Annotated in this window: 27 protein-coding genes; 25 read left to right on the forward strand and 2 right to left on the reverse strand. The window is 63.7% G+C overall.

Annotated elements, in window-relative coordinates; genetic code table 11:
• Nucleotides 1-4 precede the first annotated feature (4 nt).
• The 12 genes from VPH41_RS15275 to VPH41_RS15330 all read left to right on the forward strand — a co-directional run bounded on the left by VPH41_RS15275 (nt 5) and on the right by VPH41_RS15330 (nt 8,602).
• Nucleotides 5-442, forward strand: coding sequence for a flagellar export protein FliJ (locus VPH41_RS15275; RefSeq protein WP_070289072.1), 438 nt, complete (start codon nt 5-7; stop codon nt 440-442).
• 89 nt (nt 443-531) lie between these two features.
• Entirely contained in the window at nt 532-1,941 is a 1,410-nt protein-coding gene (fliD, locus tag VPH41_RS15280; protein WP_328570667.1) for a flagellar filament capping protein FliD, read from the forward strand.
• A gap of 58 nt (nt 1,942-1,999) precedes the next feature.
• Complete coding sequence (gene fliS / locus VPH41_RS15285) at nt 2,000-2,389, forward strand: flagellar export chaperone FliS (protein WP_034757830.1); 390 nt, start codon at nt 2,000-2,002, stop codon at nt 2,387-2,389.
• Nucleotides 2,390-2,420: 31 nt separating this feature from the next.
• Nucleotides 2,421-2,699, forward strand: coding sequence for a hypothetical protein (locus VPH41_RS15290; RefSeq protein ID WP_226941407.1), 279 nt, complete (start codon nt 2,421-2,423; stop codon nt 2,697-2,699).
• Complete coding sequence (locus VPH41_RS15295; RefSeq protein ID WP_328570668.1) at nt 2,696-3,895, forward strand: flagellar hook-length control protein FliK; 1,200 nt, start codon at nt 2,696-2,698, stop codon at nt 3,893-3,895. The genes VPH41_RS15290 and VPH41_RS15295 overlap by 4 nt, the downstream gene beginning before the upstream one ends.
• Nucleotides 3,896-3,900: 5 nt before the next feature.
• Nucleotides 3,901-4,371, forward strand: coding sequence for a flagellar basal body-associated FliL family protein (locus VPH41_RS15300; protein WP_226938836.1), 471 nt, complete (start codon nt 3,901-3,903; stop codon nt 4,369-4,371).
• 33 nt (nt 4,372-4,404) lie between these two features.
• Nucleotides 4,405-5,148: a FliA/WhiG family RNA polymerase sigma factor gene (locus VPH41_RS15305; protein WP_152283099.1), complete on the forward strand. Its 744-nt coding sequence runs from the start codon at nt 4,405-4,407 to the stop codon at nt 5,146-5,148.
• A gap of 68 nt (nt 5,149-5,216) precedes the next feature.
• On the forward strand, nt 5,217-6,131 hold the full coding sequence (motA, locus tag VPH41_RS15310; RefSeq protein WP_034757817.1) for a flagellar motor stator protein MotA: 915 nt from the start codon (nt 5,217-5,219) through the stop codon (nt 6,129-6,131).
• Nucleotides 6,058-7,119: a flagellar motor protein MotB gene (locus tag VPH41_RS15315; protein WP_152283098.1), complete on the forward strand. Its 1,062-nt coding sequence runs from the start codon at nt 6,058-6,060 to the stop codon at nt 7,117-7,119. Before motA ends, VPH41_RS15315 begins: the two co-directional genes overlap by 74 nt.
• A 16-nt stretch (nt 7,120-7,135) precedes the next feature.
• Nucleotides 7,136-7,426, forward strand: coding sequence for a flagellar biosynthesis anti-sigma factor FlgM (gene flgM / locus VPH41_RS15320; RefSeq protein WP_092715702.1), 291 nt, complete (start codon nt 7,136-7,138; stop codon nt 7,424-7,426).
• Complete coding sequence (flgN, locus tag VPH41_RS15325) at nt 7,423-7,863, forward strand: flagellar export chaperone FlgN (RefSeq protein ID WP_328570669.1); 441 nt, start codon at nt 7,423-7,425, stop codon at nt 7,861-7,863. The genes flgM and flgN overlap by 4 nt, the downstream gene beginning before the upstream one ends.
• Entirely contained in the window at nt 7,850-8,602 is a 753-nt protein-coding gene (locus tag VPH41_RS15330) for a glycoside hydrolase family 73 protein (protein WP_328570670.1), read from the forward strand. Before flgN ends, VPH41_RS15330 begins: the two co-directional genes overlap by 14 nt.
• Nucleotides 8,603-8,608: 6 nt before the next feature.
• Here VPH41_RS15330 and flgA read toward each other — a convergent pair whose 3' ends face one another.
• A complete protein-coding gene (gene flgA / locus VPH41_RS15335) occupies nt 8,609-9,256 on the reverse strand; it encodes a flagellar basal body P-ring formation chaperone FlgA (RefSeq protein WP_328570671.1) in 648 nt (215 codons plus the stop codon).
• A gap of 254 nt (nt 9,257-9,510) precedes the next feature.
• Here flgA and flgB point away from each other — a divergent pair, with 254 nt between their 5' ends.
• From flgB to VPH41_RS15400, 13 genes are all read left to right on the forward strand, one after another.
• Complete coding sequence (gene flgB, locus VPH41_RS15340; protein ID WP_034758109.1) at nt 9,511-9,873, forward strand: flagellar basal body rod protein FlgB; 363 nt, start codon at nt 9,511-9,513, stop codon at nt 9,871-9,873.
• Nucleotides 9,874-9,881: 8 nt separating this feature from the next.
• Nucleotides 9,882-10,298: a flagellar basal body rod protein FlgC gene (gene flgC / locus VPH41_RS15345; protein WP_152283095.1), complete on the forward strand. Its 417-nt coding sequence runs from the start codon at nt 9,882-9,884 to the stop codon at nt 10,296-10,298.
• 3 nt (nt 10,299-10,301) lie between these two features.
• Nucleotides 10,302-10,955, forward strand: a complete 654-nt coding sequence (locus VPH41_RS15350) for a flagellar hook capping FlgD N-terminal domain-containing protein (RefSeq protein ID WP_328570672.1) — start codon at nt 10,302-10,304, stop codon at nt 10,953-10,955.
• Nucleotides 10,956-11,013: 58 nt separating this feature from the next.
• Nucleotides 11,014-12,192 carry a flagellar hook protein FlgE gene (locus tag VPH41_RS15355; protein ID WP_152283094.1) on the forward strand — a complete coding sequence of 393 codons (1,179 nt, stop codon included), beginning with the start codon at nt 11,014-11,016 and terminating at the stop codon, nt 12,190-12,192.
• Nucleotides 12,193-12,218: 26 nt separating this feature from the next.
• Nucleotides 12,219-12,947 carry a flagellar basal-body rod protein FlgF gene (gene flgF / locus VPH41_RS15360; protein ID WP_152283093.1) on the forward strand — a complete coding sequence of 243 codons (729 nt, stop codon included), beginning with the start codon at nt 12,219-12,221 and terminating at the stop codon, nt 12,945-12,947.
• 32 nt (nt 12,948-12,979) lie between these two features.
• Nucleotides 12,980-13,768 carry a flagellar basal-body rod protein FlgG gene (gene flgG / locus VPH41_RS15365; RefSeq protein ID WP_170909686.1) on the forward strand — a complete coding sequence of 263 codons (789 nt, stop codon included), beginning with the start codon at nt 12,980-12,982 and terminating at the stop codon, nt 13,766-13,768.
• Nucleotides 13,768-14,442, forward strand: coding sequence for a flagellar basal body L-ring protein FlgH (gene flgH, locus VPH41_RS15370; protein ID WP_328570673.1), 675 nt, complete (start codon nt 13,768-13,770; stop codon nt 14,440-14,442). The genes flgG and flgH overlap by 1 nt, the downstream gene beginning before the upstream one ends.
• Before the next feature lie 9 nt (nt 14,443-14,451).
• On the forward strand, nt 14,452-15,564 hold the full coding sequence (locus VPH41_RS15375; protein WP_152283092.1) for a flagellar basal body P-ring protein FlgI: 1,113 nt from the start codon (nt 14,452-14,454) through the stop codon (nt 15,562-15,564).
• On the forward strand, nt 15,561-15,953 hold the full coding sequence (locus tag VPH41_RS15380; RefSeq protein WP_405002811.1) for a flagellar biosynthesis protein FlgJ: 393 nt from the start codon (nt 15,561-15,563) through the stop codon (nt 15,951-15,953). The genes VPH41_RS15375 and VPH41_RS15380 overlap by 4 nt, the downstream gene beginning before the upstream one ends.
• 81 nt (nt 15,954-16,034) lie before the next feature.
• The gene (flgK, locus tag VPH41_RS15385) at nt 16,035-17,396 is read left to right on the forward strand and encodes a flagellar hook-associated protein FlgK (RefSeq protein ID WP_328570674.1); all 1,362 of its coding nucleotides are present in this window, start codon (nt 16,035-16,037) and stop codon (nt 17,394-17,396) included.
• 10 nt (nt 17,397-17,406) lie between these two features.
• The gene (gene flgL, locus VPH41_RS15390) at nt 17,407-18,318 is read left to right on the forward strand and encodes a flagellar hook-associated protein FlgL (RefSeq protein ID WP_328570675.1); all 912 of its coding nucleotides are present in this window, start codon (nt 17,407-17,409) and stop codon (nt 18,316-18,318) included.
• A 5-nt stretch (nt 18,319-18,323) separates the two neighbouring features.
• A complete protein-coding gene (locus VPH41_RS15395; protein ID WP_328570676.1) occupies nt 18,324-19,367 on the forward strand; it encodes a hypothetical protein in 1,044 nt (347 codons plus the stop codon).
• 152 nt (nt 19,368-19,519) lie between these two features.
• Complete coding sequence (locus VPH41_RS15400; protein ID WP_328570677.1) at nt 19,520-20,620, forward strand: glycosyltransferase family 9 protein; 1,101 nt, start codon at nt 19,520-19,522, stop codon at nt 20,618-20,620.
• Here VPH41_RS15400 and VPH41_RS15405 read toward each other — a convergent pair.
• Nucleotides 20,605-22,770, reverse strand: coding sequence for a putative bifunctional diguanylate cyclase/phosphodiesterase (locus tag VPH41_RS15405; protein WP_328570678.1), 2,166 nt, complete (start codon nt 22,768-22,770; stop codon nt 20,605-20,607). The genes VPH41_RS15400 and VPH41_RS15405 overlap by 16 nt on opposite strands.
• Nucleotides 22,771-22,798: the final 28 nt, after the last annotated feature.

The following is a 22,798-nucleotide window of genomic DNA, read 5'->3' on the forward strand; positions in this document are numbered from 1 at the left end:
ATACGTGAGCGACGCGCATACCATCCGCAACCTGACCACCCTGGTCGGCCTGCGCAGCACCGAAGTGGAACGCCTGCAAGGCGAAATGGCGGCGCAGACGGCCGTGCGCGAGCGCTACCAGAAAAACCTGGAACGCCTGACGGGCCTGTACACGGATAGCGGCCCCAGCGGCGCCCTGCCCCTGGCCCTGTCCGTCAACTGCGGCAACTTCAAGCAAGCCGTCATGCAGATGGCCGACCAGCACCGTACCGACCTGCACCTGCACGAGGCCAACATGGCCGTTTCGCAGCGCGCCCTGAATACGGCCTGGGCCAAGCGCGAAGTACTGGACCAGGTGCTGACGCAAAAACAGAAACATGTTGCAAACGAGCAACAACGTGTCGATGCCAAGCGGCAAGACGAACTGGCAACGCAATTCTGGTTCCGCGGGCAGGTAAAATGAGGTTTGTGTAAGTTTCTTTCAGGAAAACTTCACGAAACGGGAATAGGGGTCGCCTTGTACCGGTATATCCCTTTATTCAGGAGTCTGGCATGGCAAGCGTAATTACCGCACCGCAATACGATCCAATCACCACGGCTGAAAAGCTGGCGACCAAGGCAGTTGCGACGCAAAAAGCGGACCTGATCGCCAAGAATACGCTGGCCAACAACACCGCGACGGCGCTGGGCAACCTGAAAACGGCCATTTCGGCCTTCCAGACCGCCATGACGGCGATGACCACCAGCAAATCCGTGCTGAGCCAGGCAGCCACCTTCAGCAATACGGCATATGGCACGGCCACGGCCGGCATCAAGGCCACGCCGGGCAACTACTCGTTTTTTGTGGAACAGCTGGCCACCGCGAGCCAGACTTCGTATGGCGGCTTGAGCACGATCAACGTGGCCGACGGCACGGGCAACCTGAAAGTGAAAATCGGCGATGGCGTGGGCGACAACACGCTCGACATCGACCTGGCCGCTGCCGACAAGGATGGCGACGGCAAGCTGACGCCGCAGGAAATGGCCGCGGCCATCAACGGCAACAGCAAGAACAATGCGCGCGTCACGGCATCGATCATCAATATCGGTAACCAGGCTCAGCTGGTCCTGACGTCGAACGTGACCGGCGTGGAAAACGCCGTCACGCTGGACGCGAACAGCGTCGCCAATACCACCTTGAAAACGGCGCTGACGGACTCCGCCAACATCAAGACCATGGTGGCGGCCAAGGATGCCGTCGTCTGGCTGGGCGCCCAGGGTACCGGCACCAAGATTACGCAGGCATCGAATACCTTCACCAACGTGCCCGACGTGAAGATGACGTTCACCAAGGCCATGACGGCCGGCGACAATCCCGTGACCGTCACGGTGGGTACCGACAATGCCGGCACCATCGCCAATGTGCAAGCCTTCGTCGATGCCTACAACAAGCTGAAAAGCCTGATGGATGGCATGGCCAGCCCTGGCGACCCGGCCAAGAACGTAGCCGCCGGCATTTTCGCCCACGACTCGGGCCTCAATTCCCTGCGCACCAGCATGGGCGACGCCCTGCGCATGACGGTCGACGGCGTGTCGCTGGTGTCGTATGGCATTACTGCACAACGCGACGGCTCGATCAGCCTGAACAGCGCCAAGCTGACGGCCAAGCTGGCCGACAACCCGGGCGGCCTGGACAAACTGTTTGGCAACAACAGCCTGTCCGCCCCTGCCGGCGTGCTGGGCGGCCTGGACAAGGTGCTGGCCCAGTGGGGCAACGTCACCAAGGGCCAGATCACCCAGCGCCTGGCCGCCAACGACAAGCTGCAAAAGAACCTGAGCACGAGCATGGACCGCCTGAGCGCGCAGTACGACACCGCCTACAAGCGCTATCTGGACCAGTTCACCCGCTTGCAGATCCTGCAAGAACAGATGCAAAAGAACGCCGACATGTTTGATGCCATGTTCGGCAACAACAAATCCTAAGGCGGGCGCGCCCGCCGCGCCGCAGCCAGTTAAACCGTGAAACAGTGAGAACCAAGACATGTTGAACAATGAAGCTTACGGCAGCTACCACGCCGTCAACCTGGATTCCCAGACCGCCCGCGCCACACCGGTCGAGCTGGTGCTGGTGCTGACGGACGGCCTGCTGGAAGAACTGGCGCGCGCGCGCGGGCATATCGTGGGCAAGCGCTACGAACAGAAGGCGATCAGCCTGGACAAGTGCACGCAGATCATCAACGGTTTGTCGAGCTCGCTCGATTTCGACAATGGCGGCGAAGTGGTGGTCAACCTGGCGCGCCTGTACGACTACTGCGTGGCGCGCCTGTACACGGCCGGGATCAAGCTGGACCCGACCCTGATCGACGAAGTGACGACCTTGATGACGACCATCAAGCGCGGCTGGGTGGGTGTCCAGGCCAACAATGCCTAGGCGCGCTGCGCTGCAGCAGCTGAGCCGGCAATTGAGCGCGGCAGTCGCGCAGCCGGACTGGGAAGCGCTGGAAAAACTCTCGGCCAGCCTGGCGAAAAACATCCCGCTGCTGGCCGAACGGGGCGCATGGAATGCGCTGGAACAAACAGAATTGTTGCAATTGCGCAAAATTCACGCGCAAGCGGTTAAAATTTGCTCTGAGGAAAAAGAACGCCTGGGTTTACACCTGGGTGCATTACAGGCAAATAAGGAAGGTTGGGTCGCCTACGCCGCGCTCGGCGAATACGACTCGGACGGGAATCAAGCATGATCATGAACTTCAACACGGCGCCGGCCGCTCCGGCACCGGCAGCCAATGCGGCACCCGCATCGGCGCCAGCGCCGGCACAGATTACCACCGTGCCCGGCACGCCGGGCTATGGAAGCAGTGCCGCTGCCGCTGGCAACGGCGTCGCCCCCTCCGCCCTGCCCCTGTTCGCGCAGGTGCTCGACGTGACGGGCGGGCAGACGGCCGATACGGCTGCCGGCGAGACCAATACGGCTGCGCCCGCCAAGGAGAGCGACAGCGACAGCCAGGCCGACAGCAGCCTGCCGGCCATGGCCGCCCCCATCCTCGGCTTGCCCGTCGCCATGCTGCCGCCGGCAGACGCTGCCGTGGTCGAGGCGCGCGCCAGCGCGCAAGCGCAAGTACAGACACAAGCGCAGGCAAATGTGGCGCAAGCCAATCCGGCACTCAACATCAGCCTGCATCCGGCTGCCATCACACTCACGGCCCAGGCAACGGCGCAACCGGCAGGCCGCGATACGCGCGAGCCGCTGGCCGCCGCCAACCCGGCGACGGCGGCCAAAAGCAGCGCACCGGCACAGCCCTTCGAATCGCTGCTGCAGCAAAGCGCTCCGGCCACAGCCGCCGTCCCTGCCGCTACCGTTGCCACGGCCGCGCGCGACGGCGAGCGCGGCGCCGCGACGCCGGCACCCGCCGCGCCCAACCAGGGCTTGACGGGCCTGGCAGGCACTCCCGCAACGGCAGCCCCGGCCGGCGACACGATCAAACTCAACGGCCCTGCCCAGCAATGGCAGGAACCGCTGCGCGAAGCGCTGGGCGAACGGCTGCAGACGCAGATCGGCCGCAACAGCGAGCATGCGACGATCCGCCTGGACCCGCCCATGCTGGGCCGCATTGAAATTTCCATCCGCCACACGGCCGGCGCGCTGCAGGTGAACGTCACGGCGTCGAATTCGGAAGTGTTGCGCCAGTTGCAAGGCATCGGCGAGAACATGCGCAGCGACCTGGCGCAGCGCCAGTACACCGAGGTGGCCGTCAATATCAGCGCCACCCCGCGCAGCCCCGCCGCCCAGGCCTTTGCCGAAGGCGATGCGCGCGGCCAGCGTCAACCGGGCCGCCAGCAGGACGATGCCGAACCGGGCCGCGCCCTGTCCGACGGCACGCCGACCGGCACGTCTTCCAGCACCACTTACGCCATGCATGAGCGAGAGTACACCTGATGAATATGAAAATGAAACTGATAGGCGGCTTTGTCGCCGTGGCCGTGCTGGCCGCCGGCGCGGCTGGCGGCGCCATGTGGTACCTGGCCAAGCCCGTAGCCGGACATGCCGAGGTGGCCGAAGCGAAAGCCCCGCCGCCGCCTGCCACGGGCAAGAAGGCGCGCAAGTTCATCACCCTGGATAAGGTCATCGTGATGCTGCGCCGCGGCCCTGGCGATGCTGAAACGCATTACCTGTCCGCTGACCTGGTGATCGCCACCACCGAGGAAAAGGAAAAGCTGACCAAGGACCACTTGCCGCTGATGCGTTCGATCGCCGTCAGCACCCTGTCGAGCTTTCCAATGGACAAGGCGCAGACCATGACGGTGGAGCAGTATGCCGAGCAGATCAACAAGGCATTCAATGTCAGCTATGAGCGCGAACAGATGGAAAAGCCCTTCACGGAAGTCATGGTCGGCAAGCTGATCATTGAATAAGCCAACACGCCAGCCGACCTAGTGGGAGATCCCGTGGCCTATGTAGAGCAATACCAGGAAGCGTATGGCGCCGGCGAATACGCGGCTGCCAGCGCTTGCGCGGCCGTGCTCAGCGTTGCTGAAGAGCAACAACATCTGGTGGCCTATGCCCCTTTGGTGAAGCGCATCGTGCGCCAGCTCAATTCGCAGGTGTCGGGCGCCATCGACCGCGACGACATGGAACAGATCGGCCTGATGGGCTTGCTCGAAGCCTTGCGCCGCTACGGCGTGCCGGACCAGTCGTTCGGCAGCTATGCCAGCCTGCGCATCCGCGGCGCCATCCTCGACGAGCTGCGGCGCCAGGACTGGCGTCCGCGCGCCGTGCGCCAGGAAAGCCACCGCCTGCGCGACAGCGTGCGCGCCCTGACCCGGCGCCTGGGACGCGAACCGCTGGAAGCGGAAATCATGGCGGCCCTGAAGCTGACGCCGGAAGCCTTCCAGGAATACCAATTGGCGGAAAACGCCGAGCTGATCGCCAGTTTCGACGAAGTGCTGCAGGAAAGCCTGGGACAGGCCGACAGCGCACCGAGCCCGGAAGAGCAATTGATGGTCCGGCGCAGCCTCGAGCAGGCACTGCGGGCGCTCGATGAACGCGAGCAGCGCGTGATCCAGATGTATTACGAATTCGAACTGAGCTATAAAGAAATCGCCGCCGTACTCGACCTGAGCGACGCCCGCGTCTGCCAGCTGAACAAGACGGCACTGGGCAAGATGAAAGCCATGCTGCAAGACGCATAAGTTTCAGTAGTAGTTTCAGCAAAACCCATCAAATTGATGCAGCACAATGACGCAGAAAGGCAGTTGACATGGTAATTATCGGTATCTTAATCGTGATGGGGTGTGTATTCGGAGGCTTCGCCCTGATGGGCGGCACCGTCCACGCGATCTGGCAACCGGTCGAGTTGATCATCATCATCGGCGCCGCCGTCGGCGCCCTGGTGCTGGGCAACCCCAAGCATGTACTCGGTGAAATGCTGCACCAGATGCGCAAGATCGTCACGCACAAGAAGCAAGGCTCGGAATTCCAGCGCCAGTTACTGCTGCTGATGTATGAACTGCTGCAAACGGCCGCCGGCGGCCTGAAGGCCCTGGACGCGCACGTCGAAGCCCCGCGCGAAAGCGCCCTGTTCCAGCGCTATCCGCTGGTGCTGGAAGAGCCGAAGCTGCTGGCCTTCATCGTCGACAACTTCCGTTTGATGGCAATGGGCAAGATCAACGCGCATGAACTCGAAGGCGTGCTGGAACAGGAACTGGAAGCCATCCACGATGAGCTGCTGCAACCGTCGAAGTCCCTGCACAAGATCGCCGAAGCCATGCCCGGTTTCGGTATCCTGGCCGCCGTTCTCGGCATCGTGATGGCCATGAATTCCGTGGCTGACGGCGCCGATGCGGCGGAAATCTCGGAAAAAGTGGGCGCCGCCATGGTCGGTACCTTCATCGGCATCTTCTTCTGCTACGGCGTGCTCGATCCGATGTGCAACATGATGAAACAGCTGGTGGGCGAGGAAGGCTCGACCATGGAATGCGTGAAGGTCGTGCTGGTCACGCACGTGGCGGGCAAACCGCCCCTGCTGGCCATCGATGCGGGCCGCCGCCTGGTGCAGCTGAACATCAAGCCAAGCTTCGCCCAGCTGGAAAGCTGGATCAATGCGCTGGAAGATGGCGGCGCCGAACAAGAGCAAGGCCAAGGCCGGGGAGGCCGCCGTGCTAAAGCCGCATGAGAAACATGAACAGGCCATCATCAAGCGTGCCGGCCGCAAGCATGACGACGATGGTCACGGCGGCGCCTGGAAAGTAGCGTTCGCCGACTTTTGCCTGGCCCTGCTGTCGCTGTTCCTCGTGCTGTGGCTGATGGCCGCGCGCGAGCAGCAGGCGATGAAGGAAATCATGATGGATGCGTCGGCGGGCAGCCGCCAGGGCGAAGGCCAGGGCGTCATGCCGGAACAGAAAGGCGGCCCCCGCGGCAGCCTGATCGAGCGCTTCCCCATGCCCCGCAAAGGCACGGGCGACACGCGCACGGAAGGCAAGCAGACGCAGGATGGCAAGGCCGGCGCCGCGCCGCAAAACCAGACCAAAGTCAGCTACCAGTCCCCGGAAGACTTGATGGCCCTGTCGCGCGCGCTCGATAAGCTCAGCGATGAAGCGGGATTGAAAAGCAACTTGCAGTCGGTGATCACGCCGTACGGCTTGCGCGTCATGTTGCACGATACGGACAAGCAAGGCATGTTCGTGCGCGGCAGCGCCGTGCCGACGGACCGTTTCCGCAAGCTGCTGCGCCAGATGGGCCCCGTGTTTGCGCAAATGGAAAACCAGATGCTGATCGTGGGCCATACGGATTCCTTGCAGTACGCCAATAACGGCTATGAAGGCTATTCCAACTGGACCCTGTCGGCCAACCGCGCCATGTCGGCGCGCGCGCAATTGCTGATCGGCAGCATGAGTCCGGACAGCGTGCTGCAGGTGGTGGGCATGGCCGACCGCGCGCCGCTGGACGTGAAAAATGCCAGCGCGGGCATCAACCGCCGCATCGAACTGTTAATATTGACGCGTGGCCAGGCCGACAGCATCGCCGCCATGTTCGGCATGGCCGGACAAAAGGTGCAAGGCGAAGAACTGCAGGTGGGTGAACCGGATTCGGGAACCTTGCAGCGCCTGCGCGAAAAACTGGGCCTGCCCGCAAAGAAGGAGCGGGATGAGCATGCAAATTAAGGGCAAGGGTCAACGTATGAAAATCTCCTCGGGCAATACCGGTGCTGCCGTACGCAGCAGCGCCGTCGCGCCTGCCGAGGCGATCGCCGAGCACGCGGGCGCCGCAGGCGCCATGGCCGGCTCGTCGGCGGGAGCGGAACTGCAATCGGCCGTGCTGCAACCGGCCATGGCCGCCCTGCGCGCCATGCCCGAAATCGACCACGAGCGCGTGGCCATGCTGCGCGATGCGCTGGCCAAGGGCGAGTTGCCGTTCGATCCGTCGAAACTGGCAGGCCTGATCCAGCGTTTCCACGGCGGTGAATCGTGACCGCGCCGCGCAAGGGCATCACGCGCCAGGAAGCCGTGCGCCGCGTGCTGCACGGCATGCAGGAAGACAGCGTCGGCTATGCCGCCCTGCAAACCTTGCTGGAAGAACAATTCCAGGCCACCCTGCACCACCGCAGCACGCAGCTGACAGAGCTGGCCGAGCAGGTGATCGCCGCCGTCGAGCCCCTCGATGCGCGCCGCCGCCAGCGCGTCAGCCTCGTCACCGCCCTGCTGGGCCCGCAAGGCGATATGGCACAATTATTTGCGTTGTTGCAAGAAGACGCACGCAGCAAGGCCGAGGCCAACTGGGCGGCGCTGGAACAGATGGTGCTGGAATGCAAGCGCCTGAATATCCGCAACAGCGATTTGTTAACAGAGCAGTACAGCATCATGCAGCGCGTGCTGCATGGCGAGGAAGATACGTATGCGCCAGGCTGATTTTTCACAGATGCGCGCCATGGCCGCCACGCCGTCGACGATGGCGACGCATGCCGTGCAAAGCAATATGCACGCGACTCCTGCCACCATAGCCGCCGGCAGTTTCGGCAGCGTGTTCCAGCAGGTGCAGGGCGAAGTGGCCCGCTTCATCGAGCAGGGCGGCGGCAACGCCACCCACCTGAGCCCGCAAGGACGCGCCTACCTGGAACAGAGCCAGCCCGTCAATGTGCTGGGCAGCATCAACCAGGGCGGCGAGATCGGCGAAGTGCAGCAGCAATTCCTCGCCTCGATCAAGCCGTGGACGGAAGAAACGGGCGCGCGCCTGGGCGTGGCGCCGGAAATCGTCGCCGCCCACGCGGCGCTGGAATCGGGCTGGGGCCAGCGTCCGCTGCGCCAGGGCACGGGCGCGGACACGAACAATCTGTTCGGCATCAAGGCGGGCGGCAAGTGGCAGGGCGACGTGGCCAGCAACCTGACGACCGAATATGAAGCGGGCAGCGGCACGGCGCTGAAGAAAACGGAGCGCTTCCGCAGCTATCCGGACCAGGCCAGCGCCTTCCGCGACTATGCGCAAGTGCTGCTGGACAATCCCCGCTACCGCGCCGCCCTGAACACGGGCACAGACGCGGGCGCCTTCGCGCAAGGCCTGGCGCGGGGCGGCTATGCCACCGATCCCCACTACGCCGCCAAGCTGACCCAGCTGGCGACGCGTTTGCAGCGCACGGCCGCCGCAGACTGATCGTCCTTAACGGCCGGGAATTTCGGCCGGTTCCACCACGCCCGCATCGACCACCCTGGCACGTATCACCGTGCCGCTGGTGGCGTTGCGCACGCGTATCACCTCTCCCAGCGCGCCCGGGTCCATCGCTTCGCCGGCCATGCTCACTTCCACCTGTTCCTTGCGCGCCACGATGCTCACCGCACTGCCCCGCTTGATCAGCATCGGCGCAGCCAGCTGCCCCTGGCGCAGCACTTCGCCGGCACGCAAGCTGCGCCGGCTCGACAGGCCGACGGCGCCGGGCAAGGAGGAAATACTGTCCGGCACCATCGTCACGTCGCGCCGCGCCAGCGTCACGTCGCCCGCCTGCAACGGCGTATTGGCCGTGACGGGCACGTTCGTCACGGCCACCTGGGCCGTGATCGTGCCGCGCGCCAGCATTTCATAGCGCCAACCGTTGCTTCCAGGACACACTGCCACAAAGCGCATGCGCTGGGCCGAGCGGCTGTCCGCCGATTCCAGCGCAACGGGCGCCGCGCACGCGGGCAAGGGGCGCGTGCTTTTCACGACGGTCACTTGAAACTGGGGTTCCAGCAGTCCTGCCGTGGCCGCCTGCTGTGTCAATTGCTCGCGCGCCAACTGTTCCACACGCGAAAATATATTGTCGGCTGGCAATTCTGCGCGTCCTGCACTACTATATAGGCTGGTCAGAAAAAATAGGCCCGGAAGCAGTATATGAGGATGTGGCACCCTGTTTCGGATCATCGTAATGCTGTTGAAATGAATCATTGCTAACCTTAATCAAAGATACTGAAGCGGCATGACCTTACCATGCGTCAACATGACCAGGCTGGGATTTTACCTCTGCACCACCTATTTTCTAGCCCGAACCGCAAAAAGCACGATCGAATTCAATACAAAGGATGACCATGGGGATTAATTTCAAGGACGCGCTGGGCGTGCATGCCGATGCACTGGCGCTGCGTGCCGACCGTACCCGCGTGCTGGCGGCCAACATCGCCAATGAAAACACGCCCGGCTTCCAGGCCATGGACATGGATTTCGGCAGCGCCCTGCAGCAGTTGCAGGACAATGAAGCGGGCCTGCTGTCCACCGATGACGACGCCAGCGCCCTGTACCGCGTACCCTACCACCCCAGCCGCGACGGCAATACCGTCGAAATCGGCGTCGAACAGGCGGCGTTCTCGCAGAATGCCACCGACTTCCAGACCAGCCTTACTTTCGTCAACATGAAACTGAAGGGTCTGTCCAAGGCCATTTCCGGACAATAAGGATCAGCATGAGCTTCCAGGATATTTCCAAGATCGCCGGTTCGGCGATGGCGGCGCAAACCGTGCGCCTCAACACCATCGCCAGCAACCTGGCCAATGCCGATTCCGTTGCCGGTTCCGAAGCCGAAACCTACCGCGCCCGCAAGCCCGTGTTTTCCGCCGTGATGGATGGCCCCGGTGCCAGCGGCGCCGGCGGCAGAGTACAGGTGCTCGACGTGGTGCAAAGCGATGAACCGTTGCGCAAGGTCTATGAACCGGGCCACCCGATGGCCAATGCCGACGGCATGGTGTTCTACCCCAACGTCAACCAGGTTGCCGAAATGACCGACATGATGTCGGCTTCGCGCGCGTTTGAAACAAATGTTGAAGTTCTGGGCCGCATCAAGTCGATGCAGCAATCGCTCCTCAAATTAGGTGAAGCATAATCCATGGAAACTAATCTCTTTACAAACAACACCGGCGGCAGCAACAGCGGCAGCAATGCCGTCAAGTCGCAGAGCAATGCCACCCAGGACATGTTCACCAAATTGCTGGTCGCCCAGATCAAGAACCAGGATCCCCTCGCGCCGACCGACCCGAGCCAGTTCGTCAATCAATTGACGCAGCAGGCCCAGACGGAAGCGATGCAGAACCTGTCGGCGCTGACCAGCGCCAATGCCAGCGTGCTGCAATCGATGCAGGTGCTGGCCCTGGGCGCGCAAGTGGGTTCCGAAGTGATGGTCAACAGCGAAACGGTGCAGCTCGACAAGAGCAAGGTCAGCGGCAGCATCGCGCTGGCGGCCGGCACCACCAAGACCACCGTCACCCTGAAAGGCATCGACGACAAGGAATACAAGATCGAACTGGGCGCCAAGACCGCCGGCACCGTGCCCTTCACCATCGATCCCGTCGCGCTGGGCATGCCTGCCGGCACCTATACCATGGCGGTCACCACCAATGGCACCGAAAAACCAACGGTCGACATCGCAGGCAAGCTCAACAGCGTGCGCCTGTCGTCCAGCGGCAGCATGATCCTGAGCGTGTCGAACCTGGGCGAAGTCAACCCTGGCGCGATCACCGGTTTTAACGGTAAGACGGCCTGATCCGCCCTTCCCTTCGTTTCCTGAACACTAATCTCGTCCTTCACTAAAGGAAGTCAACATGAGTTTCGACATCGCCCTGTCCGGTATCCAGTCCATCAACCAACAGTTGAACAGCACCAGTAACAATATCGCCAATGCGGGCACCTATGGTTTCAAGAGCAGCCGCGCCAACTTTTCGGCCATGTACGCCGGTTCGCGCGCCACGGGTACGGAAATCGGCTCGCTGACGCAAAGCATGTCGCTCAATGGCGGCGTGCTGAATACGGGCCGCGCGCTCGACGCGGCCATCGATGGCCGCGGCTATTTCGTCACGCGCGATGCGCAAAACACCATGAACTACAGCCGCGTCGGCATCTTCTCGGCCAGCAATGAAGGCAAGCTGATCGATGCGAATGGCCGCCTGGTGCAAGGCTATGCCGCCGTGAAAGGCAGCACCACCCTGGGCACCATGGGCGACATGATCATTCCGACGGGCCAGATTCCCGCCGTGGCATCGACCAAGCTGGCGTATGCCGCCAACCTGTCGTCCGAATGGACCGTGAAGACCCCGGCGTTCGACAAGACCAATGAGCTGAGCTACAACAGCGGCAAGTCCTCGATCGTCTACGATTCGCTGGGCGCCAAGCACTCGCTGGGCCAGTACTTCGTCAAGACAGCGGCGGGCGTGGACGTGCACTACACGTTCGACAATGTCGACGTGGCGCCGGTGACGAACATGACCTTCGACACCTCCGGCAATCTGCTGACGGGAAAAACGGCCACGCCGACCCTGCCGACGCCGCCTGGCGCAGCGGCCATGACGATCGCCATCGACTACACGGGCACCACCCAGTTCGCCGGTGAAGCAAACACCTCGACCGACCGCGCCGACGGCTATGCCTCGGGCACCTACACGGGCGTGGAACTGGCCAACGACGGCTCCGTCGTGGCGAAATACACGAACGGCCAGAAGCAAAGCATCGGCGTGATCGCGCTGGCCACCTTCCCTGACGAAGGCGCACTGACCGCCGTCAACGATACCAGCTGGGTTGCCTCGACCACGTCCGGCACCGCCATGTACGACCGCCCCGGTGTCGGCATGGCCGGCAAACTGGTGACGAGCTCGCTGGAACAGTCGAACGTCGACATCACCTCCGAACTGGTGGGCCTGATGACGTCGCAGCGTAACTACCAGGCCAACTCGAAGGTCATCTCGACCGAGAACGCCATGCTGCAATCGCTGATGCAAGCGCTGTAATCCACGATACGCAAAGGTAAAGAGCAATGGATGCGCTGATTTATACCGCCATGAGCGGGGCCGACCGCGCCCTGCGGGCACAGCAGGTACACGCCAACAACCTGGCCAATATCGAGACGGGCGGCTTTCGCGCCAACATGGAAGTGTCCACTGCCCAGCCGCTGCAGAACGGCTATGGCTACGACGACCGCCACATGACGCAGACGCAGTCGAGCGCCATCGGCACGCGCACGGGCACCATCAAGGAAACGGGACGCGAACTCGACGTGGCCGTCACGGGCCACGGTTTTCTCGCGGTGCAATGGCAAAACGGCGAAGCCTACACGCGCGCCGGCGCCATGGACCTCGATGAAACGGGCGCGCTGACCATCAACGGCCGTCCCGTGCTGGGCGAAGGCGGTCCCATCACGATTCCAGAGCACACCAGCCTGTCGATCGGCGCCGACGGCACGATTTCCATCCAGGTGCCGGGCACCGCGCAAATGCAGACGGTCGACAAGCTCAAGCTGGTCAACGCGGAAGCGGGCGAGCTGACCAAGAACGAGGCGGGACTGATCGTGGCGCGCAGCGGTGAAGACTTGCAGGCCGACCCCACGGTACGCCTGCGCGACCGCCACCTGGAAGGCAGCAACGTCTCGGCCGTCGAGGAAATGGTCGCCACCATGAGCCTGAACCGCAGTTTCGAGATGCAGATGAAAGTGTTCAAGGCCAGCGATTCCATGACGGAATCCGGTAACCGCCTGCTGGGCGCTTAAGCCCAACGCCAACCAATTATCAGGAGTAAACCATGAATCCAGCAATGTGGATCAGCAAGACGGGCGTGCAGGCACAAGATGCCAAACTGCAAGCCATCGCCAATAACCTGGCCAACGTCAATACCGTTGGTTTCAAGCGCGACCGCGTCGTCTTCGAAGACCTGTTTTACCAGGTCGAGCAGCAGCCGGGCACGCAGCGCGCCGACAACACCCTGTCGCCATCGGGCGTACAGCTGGGTAACGGCACGCACATGGTGGGCACGCAAAAGGTGTTTACCACCGGCAGCCTGCAAACGACGAGCCGCGAATTCGACGTGGCCATCACCGGCAACGGCTTTTTGCAAGTGCTGCGTCCGAACGGCGAAGCGGCCTACACGCGCGCCGGCCAGCTGGGCATCAATGAAAACGGCGTGATGGTCAACGCCCAGGGCTTGCCCCTGGTGCCGCAGATCACCGTGCCCAACAATGCCACGGCCATCACCATCGGCGAAAACGGCATGGTCACGGCCACCGTGCCGGGCAACGTCAACGGTACCCAGCTGGGCCAGCTGAACCTGACCAGCTTTGTCAACCCGACGGGCTTGCTGGCACTCGGCGAAAACCTGTTCCAGGAAACGGCATCGAGCGGCACGCCGACGGAAGGCCGTCCCGGCGAAGGCGCCCTGGGCAAGCTGAAACAGTTCGCGCTGGAAGGCTCGAACGTGCAGGTGGTCGAAGAGATGGTCGACATGATCGCGGCCCAGCGCACCTATGAAATGAACACCAAGGTGCTGTCGGCCGCCGACAATATGCTGCAATACCTGGCGCAAGCGGCACGCTGATGACAGTCGCCATGAAAGCCACGGCGGGCTTGCTGCTGGTGCTGATGGCCGGTTGCGCCAGCCAGCCGGCCGCGCCGGTAGCGCCCAGCTTTTCCGATACGCCGCTGCCCGTGGCGCCGCGCAGCGCTGCGCGCGGCGGCGTGGGCGGCGGCGTTTTCAATCCCGACGCGGGCCTGGACCTGATCTCGGACAGCCGCGCCTTCCGCGTGGGCGACGTCGTCACGGTAGCCCTGCAGGAAACCACGCAGGCCAGCAAGAAGGCCGGCACCTCGTTCAACAAGGGCTCGTCCGTCGGCGTGAAGGCGGCCAATATCCTCGGCAAGACCCTGCCCAAGACGGGCATCGACCTGTCGGCCGACCGCAACTTCGCGGGCGACTCGACCAGCACGCAGCAAAATGCGCTGTCCGGCGCCATCACCGTGATCGTGCAGGAAGTGCTGCCGAACGGCTTGCTGCGCGTCCAGGGCGAGAAAACGCTGACCCTGAACCAGGGCGAGGAATTCGTGCGCCTGCGCGGCTACCTGCGCGCGGCCGACATCGATTCCAACAACCAGGTCTCGTCCTTGCGCATCGCCAATGCACAGATCGCCTATTCCGGCCAGGGCACCCTGGCCGAAGCCAATACACCAGGCTGGCTGACGCGCTTCTTCGTCGGCCCATGGATGCCGTTTTAAGGTGACCTCATGAAATTTCGTTCCGCCCTGCCCCTGGCAGCCATGCTGGCCGCGCTCTCCGGCTTTGCCCTGCCCGCCAGCGCCGCGCAAGTGCTGCGCAACCTGGTCAGTATCGAGGGCGTGCGCGACAACCCGCTGGTCGGCTATGGCCTCGTCGTGGGCCTGAACGGCAGCGGCGACACCACCCAGGTGAAGTTTTCCAGCCAGTCCGTGGTCAATATGCTCAAGCAGTTCGGCGTGAAGATGCCGGACGGCGCCGAAGCAAAAAGCAAGAACGTCGCCACCGTCATGGTCAGCGCCGTGTTTCCACCAGGATACCGCCGTGGCCAGGCCATCGACGTGACCGTCTCGTCGCTGGGCGATGCGAAAAGCTTGCGCGGCGGCACCTTGCTGCTGACCCAGCTGCGCGCGGCCGACAATGAAACGTATGCGCTGGCGCAAGGCAACGTGGTCGTCGGCGGCCTCAACGCCACCGGCAAGAGCGGCTCGTCCGTCACCGTCAACACGCCCACCTCGGGCCGCATTCCCAACGGCGCCAACATCGAGCGCGAAATCCTCAGCGATTTCTCGACCAAGCCGACCGTCACCCTGAACCTGCGCCACCCGCATTTCGAGACGGCCATCAATATCGTCGAAGCCGTCAACCGCCGCTTCGGCGCCGTCGCCACCACGCGCGACGCCACCAGCGTGGAAGTGCTGGCGCCGGAAAACCCGACCCAGCGCGTGGCCTTCATGGCCAAACTCGAAGCGCTGTCCGTCGATGTAGGCGTCGACACGCCGAAAGTGGTCTTCAATTCGCGCACGGGCACCGTGGTCATCGCCGAAGGCTTGCGCGTGAAGGCGGCCGCCGTCACGCATGGCTCGCTGAAAGTGGTCATTTCCGAAAGTTCCAACGTCAGCCAGCCGGCGCCGTTCGGCCGCGGCCAGACCACCGTCACGCCGCAGTCGAAGGTCTCCGTCGACCAGGGCAACGGCAATATGTTCAAATGGCCGGCCGGCGCCAAGCTGCAAGCCATCATCGACGTGGTCAACAGCCTAGGCGCTTCGCCCGATGACATCATGGCAATTTTACAAGCCCTCGACCAGGCAGGCGCCATCGAAGGCGAACTGGTGGTCATATGATGAATATCAACGACAGCAGCAGCGCCCTGCCCTCGGCGCTCGACGACCGCTCCCCTGCGGCAGCCACGCCGGCCGACCCGCGCTATGCGGCCAAGGCCACCGAGGCGGCCGTCAAGTTCGAGGCGTTCTTCATCTCGCACATGCTGCGCCAGATGCGTTCGGGCACGCGCGAGATGGCGGGCGAGGACAGCGTCTTCAAGGACCCCATCAACAGCGACATGCTGGAAATGGCCGACAACCTGGTGGCCGACAAGATGGCCGGCCAGCGCGCCTTCGGCATCGCCGACGCCATCCTGCGCCAGCTGCTGCCGGCAGCGGGCGCCCCCGTGGCCGCCAAAAGCGCTGTCAAGACCGACAATATTGCAGCGCCGCTTAATAAATCCGTCTGAAGCGTCGCCTGTACAAGGTAACAACGATTCAATGCCTGCCCTCCCGCACGCGCCACTCTCTTCACGAAAGAAACTTGCCCAATGAGCATCATCAGCAATGCATTGTCAGGCAGCATCGCCGCCCAGGCCGCACTCAATGCGGCCAGCCAGAACATCGCCAACCTGCAGACGGCAGGCTATACCCGCCAGGGTGTGCTGCTGACCTCGCTTGGCGCAGGCGCGGGCGTGCGCTCGGCAGGCAATGGCGTGGAAGTGTCGGCCCTGCTGCGCTTTGCCGATGCCTATAAAAGCCAGCAAATGTGGCGCGCCGCATCGGACCAGGGCGCCCGTTCGCAGACCCAGCCATACCTGACGCAGCTCGAGCGCGTGATGGGCGACGATGCTTCCAGCATCAGCAACGGCATCGACGGCTTTTTCGCTGCCCTCAATGCCTCGGCCGTCGACCCTACGTCGACGCCGCTGCGCCAGCAGATCGTCACCTCCGCCGACGCCATGGCGCAACGCTTCAACAGCATCAGCACCGTCATGAGCAACCAGTTGCTGTCGGTGCAGCAGCAACGGGCGGCGATCGTGCCGCAAGCCAATACCACCCTGGCCAATATCGCCGCCCTGAACCAGCGCATCAGCACTTCCACGGCCGCGGGCACGAATGTGTCGTCGCTGATGGATGCGCGCGACCAGCTGATCGACGGCCTGGCCGCGCAAATGGGCATCGAAGTGCTCGACCAGCCGGACGGTTCGCGCAATGTCTCGCTGAAATCGGGCCAGCCGCTGGTCATCGGCAGCATGGCCGGTACCCTGAGCAGCAACATGACGAACACGGGCCAGCAAACGCTGAGCCTCGATTTCGCCAAGTCCTCGTACACGCTCGATCCGGTGGCCATCGGCGGCCAGATGGGCGGCCTGGGCGAGTTCGAGCAAAATACCCTGAAGCCGCTGCAGCAGTCGCTGCAGGACATGGCCACCCAGCTGACCAGCAAGGTCAACGCGCAGCTGGCACTGGGCAAAACCATGGCGGGCACCACGGGCGGCCCCCTGCTGGTCTATACCAATGGCAAGCTGAGCATTACCCCCGGCTTCAACGCCAAGGACCTGGCCCTGTCGCTGACGGGCGCGGCTGGCGATAGCGGCAACTTGCAGAAATTGATCGATATCAAGAACCAGCCGATCACCGTCAGCTGGGTAGGTTCCGTCCTGATGAGCGATGCGGATACGCAACTGGTCGGCAAGCTGGCCATCTACAGCCAGCAGAACCAGGCGCTGCTGAAGACCTCCAATACAGTGCGCGCGCAAGCCATCGACGACTGGAAGTCCACCAGCGGCGTGAACAAGGATGAAGAAGCGATGAGTCTGGTGGAATTCCAGAATATGTACCAGGCAAACATGAAAGTCATTTCCGTGGCGAATACCTTGTTTGATGCCACTTTGCAAATGATGGGTTAAGGAGAAACATATGCGTGTCGCCAGCAGCCAGTACCAATCGCTGATCAATATTTCGCTCCAGCAAAACCAGGAACGCATCAATTACCTGACCCAGCAGATGTCGTCGGGCCTGCGCATCCAGCTGCCATCGGACGATCCGATCGGCAACGTGCGCATTTCGCGCCTGACGCGCGAGCAAGCCATGGTGACCCAGTACCAGGACAATATCGCCACGGTCAAAGTGCGCCTGCTGAAAAACGAGAACTACCTGTCGAGCATGGTTACCGACATGGGCCAGGCGCGCGACCTGCTGGTGTGGGCCGCCGACGGCAGCAATACGCCGGGCGACCTGAATGCGATGACGCAATCGCTGACCGCCATGCGCGACAGCGTGCTGTACACGGCCAACCTGAAGGACCAGGAAGGCCGCTACATGTTTTCCGGCACGGCCACCGACCAGGCGCCCATCAAGTACGACCCGGCGGCAGCGCCCGGCTCGCGTTACAGCTACGTCGGCAATACCGACACGCAGACCGTCGTGGTCGGCAATGGCGTGACGCAGGCGGCCAACGTCGACGTGAAGAACCTGGAAGTGTGGCTCAACAAGATCGATCTGGTCGTCACCACGCTCGGCACGCCGGGCGTCAACCCCAACGATCCGGCCGTGCGCGCCATCGTCAACGACGGCCTGGGCGGCACCGATGACGGCATGGATTTGCTCTCCGGCAAGATCGCCATCTTCGGCGGCGCGCAAAACATCCTCACCACGCTTTCCGGCAACCTGGCCAATGTGTCGCTGTCGAACGATTCGGCCCTGCTGGACCTGAAAAAGACCGACATGGGCGCGGCAGCCATCGAACTGACCGGCTACCAGACGGCCCTGCAGGCAACGTACAAGGCCTACACCAAGGTCGGCACCATTTCCCTGTTTGATCTTCTCTGACCATCATGCAAATCGTTCAGACCTCTTCCTCTTCCGGCGTCAATGCCAAAGGCGCCGGCACAGCCCGCGTCGTCGATGACGCGTCCGCCGCCATCAACGGCAATGCCGGCGCGCGCAGCGAGGCGCCGGCGGCGAGGAGTTCGACGGCAAGCCTGCAGCGTGGCCTGAGCAACTGGGATCACCAGCTGCAGGGAGAGATTTCCAACGCGCAGCAAACGCTGGACTACCTGGAACGCAGCAGCAGCCAGCTGCAGGCGCTGAAAAGCGAACTGGCGGCCAAGCTGGCCGCGCGCCAGGGCCGCGAAGGGCAAGTCGAAGCGCGAGTACGCCAGTTCAGCAATACCTGGCGCCAGCGCGCCAGCGCCTCGGGCGGCACGCTCGATGCCCAGCTCAGCTATAGCAGCCCGCAGGCGGCACAGCAGCAGTTCAGCATCCGCGGCCTGACCATGGCCAGCCTGCAGGAAGGCCCGCAGGAAGTGCTGGCGTTTTCCGTGGGCGGCGCGAACCAGGCCTTGCGATCGGTAAATATCGAACCCGGCCTGAGCGAGAGCGAAATCGTGTCCCGCTTCGACCGCGCGTTGATGCCGTCAGGTATCAGCGTCAAGCGGGGAGAGAATGGCGAACTGGTGTTCAGCACGCCGGAAGCCAACTGGAACAACGTGCGCGACAGCCTGTCCGTGCGCGGCAGCGGCGTGCGCTACCCGACCGGCCAGATGAGCCGCGTGCGCACGGATGCGGAACCGGCCGCCATCGCCCCGGAAGAATGGAATACGGGCGACGTGGAAGCCCTGCGCGCCACCTTGCAGCAAGTGGTGCAGGCGCTGGCGCAGCTGCAGGCGGCGCGCAGCTCCGTCAGCCTGGCCCTGGCGCAAGCCACGGGACGGGTCGCCCGCGCGCAGCCGGTGCAGGCGAACGTCAGCATGGATACGCTGGCGGAAAACTTCACGGAAAAGGCCAGCCAGCCCGGCTATGAATCGCTGCTGGCGATCAGCTCCGCACTGGTCGGCATCAGCCGCGAACGGGTCGTCGCCCTGCTGGGCCTGGAATAAGCTCCCTCCTGCTGCGTGCGCCGCCCTGGCGCACGCAGCAATAAAACCGGCGCGCCCCCTATCTGCGGGCCGTGGAAATCCGTAAGATGCTGCTGTCGCTTGCTCATTGACAAATACGCCAGTGCATCCCGTCATCCACTTCCGGAGTTCCCTTGATAAAAACCGCCGCCCGGCTGCTCAGTTACGCCCTGCTGGGAAAATCCGACAAGCAGCCCCTCGATATCGCCAAGGTGCGCAAGGTATTGATTTTGCGCAACGACAAGATCGGCGACATGATCGTTACTTCGGCGCTGCTGCGCGAACTGAAGAAAAACTATCCGCACTGGCAGATCGACGTGGCCGCCAGCAGCGCCAACCGCGATGTCGTCGCCGGTAACCCGCATGTGAACGAGATCCTCATCTGGGACAAGCAGCCGCTGCTGCGCGACTTGCGCACCACCATCGCCGACCTGCGCCGGCGCCGCTACGACGTCATCTTCAACCCCTACAACCGCTTTTCGATTCCCTTGCTGCTGCGCATAAAATGGCTGGGCGCCCGCTATTTGACGGGCTTTGCCATTCCCAAGTACGGCACCTCGACCGCCAATCTGGGCATGTTCGACCATACGGTGCCGTGCGACCGCAGCCGCCACATCCTGCACAGCTTTTTTGCCACGTTCGGGCAGTTTGGCCTGCGCGACATCGACATGCGCTATGAACTGTTCGGCGTGGACGCGCACGCTGCCCGGGTCGACGCCGCCTGCGACACCCTGCTGCGCACGCATGAAGGCTTGTTCTGCCTCAATTTCCAGGGTAGCAATGCGCAGCGCACGGTCAGCGTGGCCGACGCCCAGCGCTGCGCCGCCGCCCTGGCCGCGCGCTACCCGCGCCATGCGCTGCTGGTGGTCGCCGCACCGGGCACCGAGGCGCGCGCCGCCGAGATCGTGCGAGGCGCCGGCCATGCAAATGTGATGAGCGCGCCGCCCACGGGCCACATCCTCGAACTGGCGGCCCTGATCCGCCGCTGCGAACTGGTCGTGTCGCCCGATACGTCGGTGATCCACATCGCCTCGGCGTATGACAAGAAGATCGTCGGCTACTACATCCGTACCGACAACTACCGCTGGTTTTACCCGGCCAGCCGCCGCCATGCCGTCATCCTGGCGCAGGGCCTGACCCTGGCCAAGGTCAGCGCGGCCGAGACCCTGGCCGCCGCGGAACAGCTGATGGAGGGCGACGGGCCGCTGGAGGTAACCGTTCAGGCAGCCGACTGAGCCGCCAGCAGGCGGTCCATCTGTCCCGCCGGCAAGGCGCGGGAAAAGAAATACCCCTGCGCATAGTCGCAGCCGGCAGCGCGCAGCAGGTCGCGCTGCGATGCCGTCTCCACGCCTTCGGCCACGACTTTGAGCCCCAGCCGCTGCGCCAGCGCGATCAGCGCTTCGCACAGGCCCAGTCCCGCATCATCGCGGCCCAGTTCGCCAACCAGCGTGCGGCCGATCTTGAGGAAATCGAGATCGGCCGTTTTCAGGCACGCGAGCGACACCTGGCCGCTGCCGAAATCGTCGAGCGCCAGCGCCAGGCCCATGGCGCGGAACTGGCGCAGGCGTTCCACCACCTGGCGCGCCTCGTCGAGCAGCACGGCTTCGCGTGTTTCGATGACGATGGCGCCGGGCGCCAGGCCCTGGCGCGCCAGGTGCCCGCCCCAGTCCTGGTACAGCGCGGCGTCGCAGCGAAATTCCACGGCCGACTTGTTGATGCTGATCTGGAACGCGGCGCCATGCTCGTCTTGCCACCGCCGCGCCTGGCGCACGACCTGGCGAAACACCCACTCGCCGATATCGATGATCAGGCCGTTCGCCTCGGCAAAGCCGATGAAATCGGCGGGCGCCAGCAAGCCGCGCAGCGGATGGCGCCAGCGCAGCAGCGCCTCGGCCCGCTCGATGCTGCCATCGCACAGGCGGATGATGGGCTGGTAATGCACTTCGAACTGGTCCTGCGCCAGCGCCACGCGCATCTCGCGCACCGTGAGGCGGCGCAGGTCGGCCGCCTGCTGCAAGGCGGGCGTGAAATAGCTGTAGCCGTTGCGCCCGGCACTCTTGGCCGCGTACATGGCCTGGTCCGCTTGCCGCAGCAAGGTGTCCGTTGCCTCCGCGTCGGACGGATACAGCGCCACGCCCACGCTGGCCGACACTTGCGCCGTGTCGCCGTCGAGCACGAACGGCAGGGCCAGCGCAGCCGTCAGTTCCTGCAGCACGCGCTCGATGCCGCCCAACTGGCCCACGCCGGCCAGGATGACGGTGAATTCATCGCCGCCCAGGCGCGCTACCGTATCGGTGGCGCGCACGTGCTCGCTGATGCGCAGCGCCGCCTGGCGCAGCAGCATGTCGCCCTTCTCGTGGCCCAGGCGGTCATTCACCTGCTTAAAATGGTCGAGGTCGATGAACAGCAGGGCCAGGCAAGTACCCTCGCGCCGTGCATGGAGCGCCTCGTGCTGCAAGCGATCGAGAAACATCTGGCGGTTCGGCAAGCCCGTCAGCGAGTCGAAATTGGCTTGCCGCCAGATGCGCTCGGACGCCGCGCGCTGCGCCGTGATGTCGCTGACCAGCGCCAGCGCCCCCAGGTAGGTGCCGCCGGAGTCGAAGATGGGATTGGTGGCCAGGGTGGCCCACAGGGTGCTGCCGTCGCGCCGCAGGAACTTGAATTCGTGGCGCTCGGCAATGCCATCCTGGCGCCGCGCAATGTTACGCGCCAGGAGGGCCCGTCCCTCGTCATCCATGAAGGCGGCCAGCGGCTGGCCCAGCATCTCCTCGATCTGGCAGCCCAGCATGTGCGCCATCTTGGGATTGACAAAGCTGGTCAGCGCCTGCGCATCGATTTCCCAGATGCCCTCTTCGGCGCTGTGCACGATGCGCCGGAAGCGCTCTTCGCTGCGTTCCAGCGCGGCCAGCTTGCCCTCGGCTTGCTCCAGCACCAGGCGCAGCGCCTGGCCGTTCGGATCGGCGCTGCCCAGCAGGCTGACGGGCATGCCCGCCTCGCGCGCGCCGGGACGGGGCCGCACCTGCAGCTGGATGCGCTCGGGCTCGCTGCTATTGAGCACGCGCTGCACGAACTGGTCGTAATCGTGGCGGAACGCTTCATGCACATAGGAACGGAACAACACATGACCGGGATGGCCGCGCGCCAGGCCGAACAGTTCGGCCGCCACCAGGTTGACCTGCAAGATCACGCCGTCGAGGCCCAGCACGAAATAGGCGACGGGCGCCAGCAGGTACAAATCGTTGAAATAGGCTTGTTCACGTTCCGCCTTCATCCGCTCCGGGCTGAAGACGCCATCGTCCAGCAGGGGCGCGGCATGCGGCAGCACGCCGTCGTGGCCGCGCGGGGAGGAATCCGGAGCAGGTACCGCTTGCGGAGGCATGTCCATGGCTGTCCTTTGCACCGCCGCCCAGGCA

Origin of the sequence: Janthinobacterium sp. P210006, from assembly GCF_036231885.1 — a bacterium.
In the GTDB taxonomy this organism is placed as follows: Bacteria; Pseudomonadota; Gammaproteobacteria; order Burkholderiales; family Burkholderiaceae_D; genus Janthinobacterium; species Janthinobacterium violaceinigrum.

Bases quoted from the DNA above. Each gene is read 5' to 3' on its own strand.
- VPH41_RS15330 (WP_328570670.1), top strand. From the start codon at position 7,850: ATGCGCCAGGCTGATTTTTCACAGATGCGCGCCATGGCCGCCACGCCG.
- flgB (WP_034758109.1), top strand. From the start codon at position 9,511: ATGGGGATTAATTTCAAGGACGCGCTGGGCGTGCATGCCGATGCACTG.
- VPH41_RS15405 (WP_328570678.1), bottom strand. From the start codon at position 22,770: ATGGACATGCCTCCGCAAGCGGTACCTGCTCCGGATTCCTCCCCGCGC.
- fliS (WP_034757830.1), top strand. From the start codon at position 2,000: ATGTTGAACAATGAAGCTTACGGCAGCTACCACGCCGTCAACCTGGAT.
- VPH41_RS15375 (WP_152283092.1), top strand. From the start codon at position 14,452: ATGAAATTTCGTTCCGCCCTGCCCCTGGCAGCCATGCTGGCCGCGCTC.
- VPH41_RS15355 (WP_152283094.1), top strand. From the start codon at position 11,014: ATGAGTTTCGACATCGCCCTGTCCGGTATCCAGTCCATCAACCAACAG.
- flgH (WP_328570673.1), top strand. From the start codon at position 13,768: ATGACAGTCGCCATGAAAGCCACGGCGGGCTTGCTGCTGGTGCTGATG.
- VPH41_RS15295 (WP_328570668.1), top strand. From the start codon at position 2,696: ATGATCATGAACTTCAACACGGCGCCGGCCGCTCCGGCACCGGCAGCC.
- flgC (WP_152283095.1), top strand. From the start codon at position 9,882: ATGAGCTTCCAGGATATTTCCAAGATCGCCGGTTCGGCGATGGCGGCG.
- flgG (WP_170909686.1), top strand. From the start codon at position 12,980: ATGAATCCAGCAATGTGGATCAGCAAGACGGGCGTGCAGGCACAAGAT.
- fliD (WP_328570667.1), top strand. From the start codon at position 532: ATGGCAAGCGTAATTACCGCACCGCAATACGATCCAATCACCACGGCT.
- VPH41_RS15315 (WP_152283098.1), top strand. From the start codon at position 6,058: ATGCGCTGGAAGATGGCGGCGCCGAACAAGAGCAAGGCCAAGGCCGGG.
- flgK (WP_328570674.1), top strand. From the start codon at position 16,035: ATGAGCATCATCAGCAATGCATTGTCAGGCAGCATCGCCGCCCAGGCC.
- flgF (WP_152283093.1), top strand. From the start codon at position 12,219: ATGGATGCGCTGATTTATACCGCCATGAGCGGGGCCGACCGCGCCCTG.
- VPH41_RS15395 (WP_328570676.1), top strand. From the start codon at position 18,324: ATGCAAATCGTTCAGACCTCTTCCTCTTCCGGCGTCAATGCCAAAGGC.
- VPH41_RS15300 (WP_226938836.1), top strand. From the start codon at position 3,901: ATGAAAATGAAACTGATAGGCGGCTTTGTCGCCGTGGCCGTGCTGGCC.
- VPH41_RS15380 (WP_405002811.1), top strand. From the start codon at position 15,561: ATGATGAATATCAACGACAGCAGCAGCGCCCTGCCCTCGGCGCTCGAC.
- flgL (WP_328570675.1), top strand. From the start codon at position 17,407: ATGCGTGTCGCCAGCAGCCAGTACCAATCGCTGATCAATATTTCGCTC.
- motA (WP_034757817.1), top strand. From the start codon at position 5,217: ATGGTAATTATCGGTATCTTAATCGTGATGGGGTGTGTATTCGGAGGC.
- flgM (WP_092715702.1), top strand. From the start codon at position 7,136: ATGAAAATCTCCTCGGGCAATACCGGTGCTGCCGTACGCAGCAGCGCC.
- VPH41_RS15350 (WP_328570672.1), top strand. From the start codon at position 10,302: ATGGAAACTAATCTCTTTACAAACAACACCGGCGGCAGCAACAGCGGC.